The organism is Pseudomonas umsongensis (genome assembly GCF_012647205.1).
GTDB classification, from domain to species: Bacteria; Pseudomonadota; Gammaproteobacteria; order Pseudomonadales; family Pseudomonadaceae; genus Aquipseudomonas; species Aquipseudomonas umsongensis.
On the sequence record NZ_CP051487.1, the window covers coordinates 2,557,530 to 2,569,625 of the forward strand.

18 protein-coding genes are annotated in these 12,096 nt (G+C 59.2%); 17 read left to right on the forward strand and 1 reads right to left on the reverse strand.

Translation table 11 applies throughout. The features are described 5' to 3' along the window. Positions 1-26: 26 nt before the first annotated feature. Positions 27-842 (reverse strand): LexA family transcriptional regulator, encoded by an 816-nt coding sequence (locus tag HGP31_RS11655; protein ID WP_168757763.1) that lies wholly within the window; start codon positions 840-842, stop codon positions 27-29. 108 nt (positions 843-950) lie between these two features. Here HGP31_RS11655 and HGP31_RS11660 point away from each other — a divergent pair, with 108 nt between their 5' ends. The 17 genes from HGP31_RS11660 to HGP31_RS11740 all read left to right on the forward strand — a co-directional run bounded on the left by HGP31_RS11660 (position 951) and on the right by HGP31_RS11740 (position 12,078). Further along, positions 951-1,145: a Cro/CI family transcriptional regulator gene (locus tag HGP31_RS11660; protein ID WP_168757764.1), complete on the forward strand. Its 195-nt coding sequence runs from the start codon at positions 951-953 to the stop codon at positions 1,143-1,145. Between the two features lie 30 nt (positions 1,146-1,175). Further along, complete coding sequence (locus HGP31_RS11665) at positions 1,176-1,364, forward strand: hypothetical protein (RefSeq protein WP_168757765.1); 189 nt, start codon at positions 1,176-1,178, stop codon at positions 1,362-1,364. A 269-nt stretch (positions 1,365-1,633) separates the two neighbouring features. Beyond that, a complete protein-coding gene (locus HGP31_RS11670) occupies positions 1,634-1,840 on the forward strand; it encodes a hypothetical protein (protein ID WP_168757766.1) in 207 nt (68 codons plus the stop codon). 319 nt (positions 1,841-2,159) lie between these two features. Further along, positions 2,160-2,954: a phage antirepressor KilAC domain-containing protein gene (locus tag HGP31_RS11675; protein WP_338106383.1), complete on the forward strand. Its 795-nt coding sequence runs from the start codon at positions 2,160-2,162 to the stop codon at positions 2,952-2,954. Further along, positions 2,951-3,739 carry a YdaU family protein gene (locus tag HGP31_RS11680; RefSeq protein WP_168757767.1) on the forward strand — a complete coding sequence of 263 codons (789 nt, stop codon included), beginning with the start codon at positions 2,951-2,953 and terminating at the stop codon, positions 3,737-3,739. The genes HGP31_RS11675 and HGP31_RS11680 overlap by 4 nt, the downstream gene beginning before the upstream one ends. Then, positions 3,739-4,398 carry a replication protein P gene (locus HGP31_RS11685; protein ID WP_168757768.1) on the forward strand — a complete coding sequence of 220 codons (660 nt, stop codon included), beginning with the start codon at positions 3,739-3,741 and terminating at the stop codon, positions 4,396-4,398. Before HGP31_RS11680 ends, HGP31_RS11685 begins: the two co-directional genes overlap by 1 nt. A 96-nt stretch (positions 4,399-4,494) precedes the next feature. Beyond that, on the forward strand, positions 4,495-4,965 hold the full coding sequence (locus HGP31_RS11690) for a hypothetical protein (protein WP_168757769.1): 471 nt from the start codon (positions 4,495-4,497) through the stop codon (positions 4,963-4,965). Further along, entirely contained in the window at positions 4,962-5,552 is a 591-nt protein-coding gene (locus HGP31_RS11695; protein WP_168757770.1) for a recombination protein NinG, read from the forward strand. Before HGP31_RS11690 ends, HGP31_RS11695 begins: the two co-directional genes overlap by 4 nt. Next, entirely contained in the window at positions 5,549-6,130 is a 582-nt protein-coding gene (locus HGP31_RS11700; RefSeq protein WP_168757771.1) for a hypothetical protein, read from the forward strand. Before HGP31_RS11695 ends, HGP31_RS11700 begins: the two co-directional genes overlap by 4 nt. Positions 6,131-6,418: 288 nt before the next feature. Next, positions 6,419-6,751 (forward strand): phage holin, lambda family, encoded by a 333-nt coding sequence (locus HGP31_RS11705; RefSeq protein ID WP_168759160.1) that lies wholly within the window; start codon positions 6,419-6,421, stop codon positions 6,749-6,751. A 3-nt stretch (positions 6,752-6,754) separates the two neighbouring features. Then, positions 6,755-6,949, forward strand: a complete 195-nt coding sequence (locus HGP31_RS11710; RefSeq protein ID WP_168757772.1) for a DUF7940 domain-containing protein — start codon at positions 6,755-6,757, stop codon at positions 6,947-6,949. A gap of 58 nt (positions 6,950-7,007) precedes the next feature. Continuing rightward, positions 7,008-8,414 carry a DUF1073 domain-containing protein gene (locus HGP31_RS11715; RefSeq protein ID WP_168757773.1) on the forward strand — a complete coding sequence of 469 codons (1,407 nt, stop codon included), beginning with the start codon at positions 7,008-7,010 and terminating at the stop codon, positions 8,412-8,414. A gap of 7 nt (positions 8,415-8,421) precedes the next feature. Then, positions 8,422-9,276, forward strand: coding sequence for a phage head morphogenesis protein (locus tag HGP31_RS11720; RefSeq protein ID WP_240963538.1), 855 nt, complete (start codon positions 8,422-8,424; stop codon positions 9,274-9,276). Between the two features lie 3 nt (positions 9,277-9,279). Beyond that, on the forward strand, positions 9,280-10,389 hold the full coding sequence (locus HGP31_RS11725; protein WP_168757774.1) for a DUF2213 domain-containing protein: 1,110 nt from the start codon (positions 9,280-9,282) through the stop codon (positions 10,387-10,389). Next, entirely contained in the window at positions 10,389-10,898 is a 510-nt protein-coding gene (locus HGP31_RS11730; protein ID WP_168757775.1) for a structural cement protein Gp24, read from the forward strand. The genes HGP31_RS11725 and HGP31_RS11730 overlap by 1 nt, the downstream gene beginning before the upstream one ends. Positions 10,899-10,908: 10 nt before the next feature. Further along, positions 10,909-11,886 (forward strand): major capsid family protein, encoded by a 978-nt coding sequence (locus tag HGP31_RS11735; protein WP_168757776.1) that lies wholly within the window; start codon positions 10,909-10,911, stop codon positions 11,884-11,886. A 9-nt stretch (positions 11,887-11,895) separates the two neighbouring features. Then, the gene (locus HGP31_RS11740; RefSeq protein WP_168757777.1) at positions 11,896-12,078 is read left to right on the forward strand and encodes a hypothetical protein; all 183 of its coding nucleotides are present in this window, start codon (positions 11,896-11,898) and stop codon (positions 12,076-12,078) included. Positions 12,079-12,096 lie beyond the last annotated feature (18 nt).

Below are 12,096 nucleotides of genomic sequence, written 5' to 3' on the forward strand. Positions count from 1 at the left end.
CTCAATCCACCCTCAAACCACAACGCCTATAAATCCCCACCGCGCCAGATGACCTGGCCGATGATGCGATGCTCGTTGATTTCCTTCCGAGAGAGGATCAGGTCCGGGTGCTCATCTTTGTTCTCATTGTCGCTTCTGATGATCCAGCCGCCCAAGGTCGTCTTTATTAGTCGCTTCACAATCGCGCCTTTGTCTGCACTGGCCAGTACAAAGACTTGTCGGTCGATCGGATCGATCTTCGACCTGTCGATCAGGAGAACGTCGCGATCGTTGATCGTGGGCCACATGCTCTCGCCATCGGCATAGATGACGACCAACTGATTAGGATTAACCCCCTTAACCTTCAACCACTCGCGCTTGAATGCCAGGGTAGAGCGAACCTCTACATGCGGGTTCTCATGACCGATGCCTGCTGCAGCTTTAGCATCGTATTGAGGAATGAAGGCGTATCGGTCGTCAAGACTGTGATTGACGTCATCGCCAGCGGGAAATGGCGTATTGGCGGCGACACCACCTACAAGCTCTCTCGCCATTCCCTGCTCATGTGAAGGGGTTAACGATGAACTGAGTTTTCCTAGTTGCTCAGCAAGTGTAGGACTGAAGTCGGATACCGGGACCTCAAGCATGCGCGCAAAAACCGCAGCAGCCTTCAGACTCAACGCGGTGCGACGATTCATGAAGTGGCTGACAGCGCCTTGCGTAACACCGTCACCAAGCTCTGCAGCGAGCTTCTCCTGGGTGAGTTTCAGCGCGCCGCGTTTCCTCTGAAAAATTTCTTTCAGGCGGTCGCTGTCTTCCAATTGCCATTCGGCAAGCGGCAGTCTTCGAGAGTCTTTAGTCATCGGCAAATCATATTACCTGCGGTATTCACTCAACCAATATCGCCGGTATTGACTGATGATAATACCGGCGGTCATAATTGGCGCGAAAACTATGTAGAGGACGTCGCTATGCGCCGTATCCCGCTTTCCGAATTTGCAAAACAGCATGGCCATACGAAGGCCGCTCAAATGCTTGGCTGCACGCAAGGCGCCTTAAGCAAGGCGATCCGTGTTGGTCGTGATGTGTTCGTGACCCTCGGGGATGACGGCAGCTTGTCGGCCCTAGAGCATCGTCCGTTCCCGTCTCAAAAATCTGCCGCCTAATCAATTTCAATCGCAAGGAGCAAGACCTGCATGTACGCCAATCCCAAGCACCTACATGACCGGGAGATCAAGGTCCGGGTTGATGAGGACACGTTCGAGTTAATCCAGGCCCTGGCCAAGTTTCACCGCACTCAGCGAGCGGTTTTGTGCCGTGAGCTGCTGGAAGCGCAGCTTGCTGCATTGGCTTCGGAGAATACCGACGAACACCAAGTGGCTTGAAGGCCCAAAGGAGGCCCCATGCCTATCGAACAGGTCCAGTTGGGCCAGCGAGAGATGGAGCAGCTTGAGCGAGAGGCAGAGAAGAGGGGGATAACCCCCGAAGAACTTGCAGCCGAGTTGATGCGTCGAGAGCTGGCTCAACGGACAAAACCCCGAAATCCGCGGGGAGCAGTAAAGCCTTTCCGAAGAAGGGACTGAGCAGGCCCTGAAGCGTAACCGCAAAGCTCATCCAGACCACACGATCACAGAAGCAAGCAGGGGAACACCTGATGGCCTATGACGACAAAGCCCACCGCCACGACCACCAGGTCAAGGTTCGTCTGGATGACGAAGACTTCCATGAGCTCAAGGGATACGCCCATGAGCTCAAGGCGCAACACAGCGTGCTGGCGCGCGAGATCATCCTCGCCGCCCTGGCATTCAAGAAAGAGCACGGCTACCTGCCGTTAATTAGCGAGAAAAAGCTCAGGGCCTGAATAGGTCATGGGAGGACTGATGCCAGCAGCAAACGATGCAACGCCAATCCGTGAGGTTGAGGTCGCGCAGTTTAGGAAGAACGACTTCGAGGACCTGGAACTTTGGGCCTCGGAGATGGGGTTAAGCACTGATGAGCTGGCATCGCAGATCTTGCGCAAGGCCGGTCGGTTTCTCTCGCGGAGAGGGAAGCCGGCAGCGGGCGACAACGTAGTCCAGTTCGGACCGCGAAGGTGAGCTCTCAGTCTCTTATTAGGGACTGAGGAAAAAGGTCCCTTTAGAGGGACTGAGGTTTTCAGTAGGCAAAAAAAAGCCGGGGTAGTGACCCGGCTCTCTTCAACGCTTGTGGAGCGAATCATGCACCATTCAATAGAAACCAGCAATCCCCAGAACCATGTCGCGACACGTTTTATGCAATCGCAAAACGTGTCGCGGACTATTTCGAGCATCGAACTTCGCGACATGGTCAACGAGGCGCGCAGCCAGGCTGGCGAGCCGAAAGTCAGGAACGACCAGTTCATTATTCGAGTGCAAGACGAGCTCGGTGATGAGTTGGGGGAGTGCAAAACAATTGCACACCCGCAAAGCCGCGTGGACATGGCCAGCTACGACCTGACCCTTGATCAATGCATGCTCGTCGGCATGCGCGAATCGAAAGCTGTTCGCCGATCCGTGCTGCAAAAGTTGAAGGAGCTCGAGGGGCCGCGAGTCATTGCCACGCTCCCCGACTTCTCCAATCCCGCCGCCGCTCGTGCCTGGGCTGAACAGTTCGAACTGCAGCAGGCTGCCAATCAGGCCTTGATTGAGGCAGCTCCGAAAATAGCCTTCGTTGAGAGGTACGTCGATTCGACGGGGCTCAAGGGCTTTCGCCAGACAGCCAAACTTCTAAAGGCCAACGAGTCGCGGTTCCGCGAGTTCCTGATCGACAAAAAAATCATGTACCGCATGGGCGGCGAATGGCAGGCCTACCAGTCTCACATCGACGCAGGGCGCTTTGAGGTCCGGGCCGGCACCACTGACGGCGGTCATGCCTTCAACCAGTCCAAATTCACTCCCAAGGGCGTCACTTGGGTAGCTGGCTTGTGGGCTCAGTACAAACTCCAGGAGGTCGCATGATGGCCGCGCTCCCTTACATGCAGTTCTACGTCGCCGATTATCTGGCCGATACCACGCACCTCACTGCGGAGGAGCATGGTGCCTACATGCTCCTACTGTTCAGCTATTGGCAGACAGGCAAGCCTTTGCGCATTGATCGGCTCGCCACGGTTGCACGGATTCCCAACGAGCGTTGGCCTTCCGTTGCCGAAACGTTGAATGAGTTCTTCCATGTCACCGAAACTCACTGGGTTCAGTTCCGTGTAGAGGCTGACTTGGAGGCGGTCAACAGCAAGGTGGTTACCGCATCGAATGCCGGAAAGGCCTCAGCGAAGGCGAGAGCACTCAAAAAACAACAGGAACTCAACGACCGTTCAACGATCGTTGAAGATCCGTTGCAACGGAATGCCAACCATATAGATACAGATACAGATACAGATAAGAATAGAAAAGAGCACCCCCTACCCCCTGAAGGGGAGGACTTGTTCGCCACGTTCTGGAGGCTCTATCCGAACAAAGTCGGGAAGGCAGCCGCGCAGAAGGCCTGGAAGAAACTCAAGATCACTGGCGACCTGTTCACCCTGATCGCCGACGGCCTTGCCAAGCAAGTCGTGTCGACTGCCTGGACCAAGGACAACGGCCAGTTCATCCCGCACCCGTCCACTTGGCTCAACGGTCAGCGCTGGGAAGACGAAGTGCCCTCGCCGGCGCTGGCGAGCAATGTCCATCAGTTCGCCCCGCGTCGTCAGGCCAATGGCCCAGATTTTGACGACAAGACCTGGGCTGATGACTTGGGGGTACTGTGATGAAGACCCCGAATCAGCTGATGCAGACCCTGGGTAACCTGCCTTCCGTGGAGGCTGCCCCGCTCAAGGTCGACACCGGTACCGCGGATGTCGTGAACTCGCTGTTCAAGGAATTGCAGGCGATCTTCCCTGCGTGGCGGCAGGCATGGCCAACCGATGAAGCCCTGATGACCGCCAAGCGTACCTGGGTGAAGGCGTTCATGGCCGAGGGCATCAAACAGATCGAGCAGATCCGTTTCGGCCTGCAGAACTGCCGCAAGCTCGGAAGCGACTTCGCGCCGTCGGTAGGCAAATTCATCCAGATGTGCCAACCGACCCCAGAAGCGCTGGGCATTCCGTCCCACGAAGCGGCCTACGCCGAATCCGTCGCCAATGCTCACCCGAGCATGGCAGGCGGCCGGGAGTGGTCGCACCAGGCCGTGTACCACGCTGCCAGCCAGTGTGGCTTCCACGCGCTGAACACGATGAAGGCAGAGGTCAGCCGCAAGATTTTTGACCGCAACTACGACATCACAATCCACATGATGCTGGCCGGTGAGAGCCTGCGGAACATTCCGTTGGCCCTGCCGGAACGGGTCGACGGTCGCGTTACGGCGGCGATCGGCAACAAGGCCCTGGCTGACTTGCGCAAGAACCGGGGAGGGCATGCCCATGGGTAAGCCGAGGAGCAACAAAACCATGACCACGCTGGCCTGCACCATGGCTGGCTTCTCCATCGGCGTGTTCTGCGTCCTGATCACAATGGCGGTGACGTCATGACCGACAAGATCAGCGTCAACAGCCAGGCCAAGCTTTCCGAGGCCATCACCAGCCTGACCACCATGTACCGTGACAAGAAGTTCGTCGTTGTGTCGCTGCGTCCAGGCAAGGATCGCACCCTCGACCAGAACGCCTTGTGGTTCTCGCTCTACCAGCGCATCGCTGCGATGACGCAGATCGGCGACGTCGACGATGCACGCCGGTACTGCAAGCTGCATTTCGGGGTCCAGATCCTGCTGAACGAGGAGGACGACTTCCGCGCGGCCTGGTACCAGACCATGCGTCACCTGTCCTACGCGCAGAAGCTCGACATGATGGGGGGCTGCTCGCTGTTTGGTCCGGACGGATTCCCGGTAACCCGGTTGTTCAGTCGCGCCCAGGGCATCGCCTACACCGATCGCATCGTTGCCGACTTCACGGAGCGCGGCGTGGTGTTCACGGATCTGCTGGGCGAGGTAGCAGCATGAGGGCAGCCATCAAGGAGAAGAAGGCACCGAATCTGAAGAAATGCCGAGTCGAATCCTGCAGGGCCTCATTCGTCCCGGCGCGCCTGGGGCAGGCGGTTTGTAGTCCCACCTGCGCAATTCTGGATGCGCCGAAGAACTTGGAGAAGGCGCGGAAGGCTCTGGATCAGTTCGAGCGCAAAGAGATCAAGGTCCGTAAGGAGAGGCTGAAGAGTCGGGCCGATTACCTCAAAGACACGCAGATCGCCTTCAACGCTTGGGTACGCGCCCGTGACGCCCAGTTGCCGTGCGTTAGCTGCGGCCGGCACCACCAGGGTAAGTACGACGCAGGCCACTACCGGACCGTCGGGAGCAACCCCGCATTGCGTTTCGAGCCGCTCAACTGCCACCGCCAGTGCTCGCCGTGCAATACCCGACTTTCCGGGAACATCGTCAATTACCGGATTGAGCTGGTGAAGCGGATCGGCGCCGAGTCGGTCGAGTGGCTGGAAGGCCCGCATGAGGCCAAGAAGTACACCATCGAAGAGCTGAAGGCGATGACTGCCGAATACCGGGCAAAGACCAGAGAGCTGAAAGGGAGAGCAGCATGAAGATCAATTCTGCACGCCAGGCATGGCATGACTGCACGTACAACCCGGCCCCGGGCCAGACCTCCGACGCCGCCGAGTTGGGTGTAGTGGTCCAGGGCGCTGAGCGCGGGCCAACAGCGAATCACGCAGTGCACGGCGCATTGGCTGGCCAGATTCAATCGGCGATCGCGCGCCTTCACCGCCAACTCCGCGCATTCGGCAACGCCATGTATGCGGCCGAGCCGACCGATGATGACCGGGAAGAGGCGGAAGAGGCGGTGTTCAATCTGGCATGCAGCCGGGCACCGCGCATGACCGCCGACAAGAGAGAGCGAGCCGAGTACGTGGCCAAGGGGGTGTTCCGTCGCTACCGCTACATGCACCAGGGCGGCCAGTCGGCAAATGATGACCCGTTGATCAAGCCCGAGCTGTTCAGGACCTGGATGAATGCCGAGTACGGGATCAAGCTTCCATCCGCTGCCTGGGGCCGAGACTGGGAGCCATTCGTGCAGCTCTGCTTCGACGCGTGCTACGACATCGACGCGAAGGCGCTGAGCCCGATCGGAGGGGTGATTTACAAAATGAAAGAGGCCGCTTGACTTCCCGCACGGCTGACGGCATTATTTCGCCACTGTTAGAGTTTTGCCTTCGGCAACTTACTCGAAACTGACCCAGAACCCCGCCACCGAGCGGGGTTTTTTGCGTCTCCAGTTTCTCCCCGCGCCATGGAGCGGCAATTCGTCTCGCCCCAATAGGCCCTCATTCGGACCTCTGCATTCGCAGTGGTCTTCCCGTATCTGGCACCCATGCCCCCGTCTTTGCTCTGAGCGGATGAGGATGGTGTGGAGCGCCAGACCAATCTCGCTCCCCGCAAGGGAGGAAGCTGGATGTCACATATGCCAGAGAAGAACCCAGAAACCTGGCTCATCATCATGGCCTGGCTTAGCCAGAACTCACCGATGCTCTATGCCGCGGCGCTGTCGTGCTGGATCGCCTTCTTACGAGTCATCTACGGCGGCGGGGGGAGGCGACAGGCCGTGCTTGAGTCCTGCCTGTGTGGAGCGATCACAGCCGGGGCATTCCCGCTGCTCGAATACTTCAACCTCCCATCAAGCCTCGCAGCTGCCGTCGGCGCCGGCATCGGCACCCTCGGCGTGAAGAAGGTTGCCGCCCTGGCCGACCGATTCACCGATTTCAAATTGCCCAAGCGGCAGGAGTGACTCATGCAACTGATCGACAACTGGAAACAAGCGCTGAGCATGACCAGCGTGCAGGCGGGTGGCGCAATCGCTGCCCTGGGTATCGCCGAGCAGCTGATGCCGCAACTTCAGGCAGTGCTGCCACCGGTGGCCTACGGCGTGTTGGGTCTGCTGGTGATGATCGCTCGAGTGGTCCTCCAGCCGAAGCTGAGCAAGTAACCAATCCCGCGACACAAAACAAGCATCGCGAAAACGTGTCGCGGAATAGGACCTAATTATGACCGAGGCAAAACCACGAATTAAGATCAAGGCCGTGATGGTGCCCACCACCGACAGCCTCTCGAACCTGGTAGCCAATCTCGGGACCGGTCGAGACAAGCGCACGCACAACTCTTTCGGCTTCGAGTTCGTCAATCAGTTCGAGCTGGAAGCGGCGTATCAGTCCAACTGGATCGCCCGCCGGATCGTGGACAAGCCGAACGAGGATGCATTGCGTGAGTGGCGTAAGTTCAGCGGCAAGCAGTCCAAGCAGATCGAATCCGAAGAGCGTCGCCTCGGTGTGCAGCAAGCCTATCTGGATACCTGCTGCTGGGCTGACCTGTACGGCGGTGCGGCGCTGCTGATGGTTACCGGCCAGGACCTGAGCAAGCCACTGGACCTGAACAAGATCAAGAAGGGCGGCCTGAAGAATCTGGTCGTCCTCGATCGCTGGGACATCCAGCCGATTAAATTCAACCTGGAAGACCCGCTTAAGCCGAACTGGATGCAGCCTGAAAGCTACATGATGGTCAATGGCACCCAGGATATTCACTACAGCCACATCGTCCGCCGCACTGGGGCTCGCCTGCCGCGCCGCATGCGCATGTTCGAGCAGGGATGGGGCGATAGTCGCCTACGCCGCTGCATGTCGGACCTGCGCGATGTGGTGGCCACCAAGGGCGGAATTGCCTCCCTGGTACTGGAAGCCAATGTCGACACCATCGGCGTGAAGAACCTGCAAGGGGCCCTGGCCAGCGCGCAGAGCAGTCAGGTCACTGAGCGATATCGCCTGTTCGGCATGCTCAAGTCGATCGTGAACCTCGGCCTGCTGGACATGGACAACGAGAAGTACGAGCGAAACAGCATCAGCTTCTCCGGCCTCAGCCAGATCATGGAGCAGTTCATGGTGTGGACGGCAGGCGCCGCTGAAATGCCGGTGACCGAGTTGTGGGGCCAGTCAGCAGCAGGCCTCAGCTCAACCGGTGAGGGCGACCTGAAGACCTACCACGGCACTATCAAAGGCAAGCAGGACGGCCAAATGCGTCTCGACCTTGAGGCGCTGGACCAGGTGCTGATCCGCTCAGCGCTGGGCAGGTACCCGGACGGCATCGAGTTCGAGTGGAATCCGCTGTCGCTGCCTTCGGGCAATGAGCAGGCTCAAGAAGACCTTGCCGACGCTCAGGCGGATGCGGTGAACATCGAGAGCGGTGTGATCCGCCCAAGCCATGCCATGCGCCGCGCACAGGGTAAAGGCACCTACGCCATCACCGATGAGCAGATCAAGGCTCAAGAGCAGATCGAAAAGGACCAGGACAATGGGCTTGGCGACGACGGCAAAGACCTCCCCGGTTTCTCCCTTGGCGAAACTGACGGCGACAAACCAGGTGCTGATGGAAAAACGCCGGAAAAAGCCGAAGGGGCCTAAACCGGTCATGCCCAGCAAGGACGCTGAGCGCTACTACCTCGGTCAGATGCGCGCATTGGTCAGGGCGATGGCGACCGATCTGATCGCTTCGCTTGAGCCCGCGCTGAAGCGCCTGAAGCCCGACTACATCGCAGACAGTCGCGTGACACTGGATGGCAGTTGGACCGACGAAATCCTCAAGTCGATTCGCAGCGTGTCCCAGCGCTTCACCTCCCCACTGTTCGAGGCGCAAATCCAGCGGGTTGCCGCAACAACCATCAGTCGTGCTGACGCCGACAACGCCGAAGACTTCCGCGACTCGATCAACAAGGCAGTGGGCATCGACTTCCAGCTGGTCACCAAGCCCAAGGGCATGACGGATTTTCTGGAGGCCTCCACCGCCGAGAACGTCAACCTGATCAAGTCCATCCCGGCCGACTACTTCAAGAAGGTCGAGACGATTGTGCTGGGGGGCATGAAGGACGGCCTCGCACCGACCACCATCGCCAAGCAGATTCAGGAAGAGACCGGTGTCAGTGCGCGCCGGGCAAAGCTGATTGCGCGTGACCAGGTGTCACAGCTCAATTCAGACCTGACCCGGCAGCGCCAGACCGCAGCCGGAATCGTGCACTACAAGGTCCAGGATGCTGACGACGTGCGGGTATCCGGTAACCCGTCCGGCAAGTACCCCAACGCGAAGATCAGCTGCTGGGGTATTGCTCGGCAGGACATCGGCTACGGGCCTGGGGTTTACAAGGTGGCGGAAGGGGCGACCTGGAAGGGTGTCACTAACCTGCACCCGGGCAAGCACCACCCGCTTTGTCGCTGCATCGGCATCGCCATGATTCCCGGCGTGAACTATTTCCCCGACAAAAACGGGTAACCCATGAAGAAAATGTCTCTCGACGAGGCCTTCAAGCCTACGTCGCGCACCGTCACGCCTGAAGGCTTCCTTTGCGTGAAGGGAGTGGCGGCTCGTACCGGTGTTTATCAGTACGTGTCGACTGAGCTGGACCTCGACGGGCCAGAGCGCATCGTCAACGTCTACCGCCCGCCGGCTCAAGTGTTCGCCCCTGAGTCGATGGCGACGTTCCCCGACAAGGATGTGACCAACGATCACCCGGACGACCTGGTCGACTCGACCACGTTCAAGGAAGTGTCCGTGGGCCACGTCCGCGGAGTCGAGCAGGACGGCGACAACCTGGTGGTCGACCTGATCATCAAGGATCAATCAGCCATTGACGACATCCAGTCCGGCAAGGCTGAGCTCTCCCCCGGCTACCTCGCCGAGTACGTCGAAGCACCGGGCATCGACCCGGTATCCGGCACCGCCTACGAGTTCGAGCAACGCGACATCCAGATCAACCACGTCGCCGTTGTAGAAGCAGCGCGAGGCGGCAAGGTCGCCCGCATTTTTGACCACAAACCGAAAGGTGTACCAATGGCACAACGGAAAGTCTTTTTAGACTCCAAGAAAAGCCGCTCCATCACAGTAGACGAAGAGGTTGCTCTGGTAGTCGAAGACGCCGTTGCAGCCCTTCAGAAGTTCGCTGATGAAGAGTCGGAACGCGCAGACAAGGCCGAAGCCACCAAGGACGAAGCCGAAGAGAAGCTGGAAGAGGCCAAGAAGGAAACTTCTGACGCTGCTATCGGCGCTCGCGTGAAGTCCACCCTCGACACCATCGCCCTGGCGGCCCGTGTCGTGAAGTCGTTCGACGCGAAGGGCCTGGTGTCCCCGCTCGAAATCAAGCGCGTCGCTATGGCGCAGCTCAAGCCAACCCGCGACTGGGCAACCAAGTCCGAGGCCTACGTGCTGGCCGCCTTCGACGCCGCTGCTGACGAAGCAGAGGAAACCAAGGACGAAGACGAGGACGACGACAAGTCGAAAGTCAACGACAGCCTGAAGCGCTTCGCCGAGGACGCAGCCAAGCGCGGCCTGAAGCCAACGCAGGACGGTACCGACGCTTACAACAAATACCTGCGGGGTGAAAAGTAATGGGCGTAGCAATTGATACCTTCGGCCAGTACGCCGGCAAGGCCTACGAGGGCCAGATCAATGACCTGTCTATGGCGGACGTCACTTCCGCCGTCGCCTCGGTCGCCATTCCGTTCGGTCGTGCCGTTGTCTCTGACACCGCAGACCGCTCGGGCAAGCTGCCTGCCGCCGGTGCCGGTTTCTTTCTCGGTATCTCGGTGCGCAAGCCAGTCGGCGTGAGCGGCAGCTACCTGACCGGTCAAGTGTCGGATAGCGGCAACGCCGTCGGCGGCTACCGCGCAGGCGAAGAAGTCAGCCTGCTCTCGCATGGCCGCATCTGGGTCAAGACCCTGGCCGGTGCCGTCAAAGGCGCCAAGGTTTATGCCCTGCCAACCACCGGCGAGATCACCAACGCCGCCACCGCTGGCAACCATGAATTGGTCGGCTGCACCTTCCTGACTGCCGCCGCCGCGGGCGAGCTGGTACTGGTTCAGGTCAAGGCTGTCGCAACCACCACTCTCGCTGCTTAAGGACTGACTAATGCGAACTTTCGACTCTTCCCCCCAGGCGCAACTGGGCTTCCTGATTGGTCAACTGACCTACGTTGAACAGGAAGTCCTGCGCCAGCCGTACCCCGAAATCAAATACCCGTCGATCCTGAACGTGGATACCTCGGCCCCGGATTACACCGAGTCCATCGCGTTCAAGGTGCTCGACTACAAGGGTGAGCCGGCGCCAATCGGTGATAACTCCCATGACTTCCCGCTGGCTGAGATCGCAGCCAAGGTCGGTGGCGTGGACGTGATCCAGGGCGGCCTGGGTTACAAGTACACCCAGATCGAAGTGGGCAAGGCTCAGGAAATGGCGAACGCCACCGGTTTCGGCGGCGCCATCAATTACTTGGCCGAGAAGCCAATCGCTGTCCGCACCCTGACCGAGCAATGGTTGGATCGTGTGGCAATGGTCGGTGATGCTCGCTGGCCTTCGCTGGCCAATGGCGGCCTGCTGAAGTACCCGGGCGTTCCTGTTGTGGCGACCGGCACCCTGCTCGGCGGCGCGAACAAGACCATTGCGGCCATCCTGGCCGGTGGCGGTGAGACTGCAGCAAACGAGATCCTGACCCTGCTGAACAACGCGATCCTGCGTGTTTACAGCACTCAGACCAACTCGATTTTCCGCCCGACTCACATCCTGCTGCCGCTGACCGAGTACGGCCTGCTGACCACCTTCCGAATTCCGAACACTTCGGAAACCTTGGTGAGCTACCTGGAGCGCGTGCTGAAGATCACCATCGAGCCAATCCTGCAGGCGGCAACCGCCGGTGCTGGTGGTGGCAACCGCATGATGGTCTACACCAAGAATCCGCAGTTCGCCAAGTTCCACCTCCCAATGCCTTACACCCTGAATGCGCCGATCCCTGCGCATGGCGGTCTGGTGTTCGAGGCAGCAGGCGTGGTCCGCACCGCTGGTACCGAGCTGCGCGTACCGGCATCCCATCTGTACGTCGACGGTATCTAAGGGGGTTACATGGCAACTCTGACCAATGCCAGCGTTCACCCGCTGGTACTGGCTGATCTGACGATCCAGCCAGGCGAAGTGATCGAAGACTTCGACGACAAGGCCGCTGAAGAGCTGAAAGACAGCCTGTTCGTCAAGGCTAAATGGCTGAAGATCGAGCAGGCACCAAAGCCTGATTCGAAAGCCAAGTAAAACCGATAGCCCCGCCCA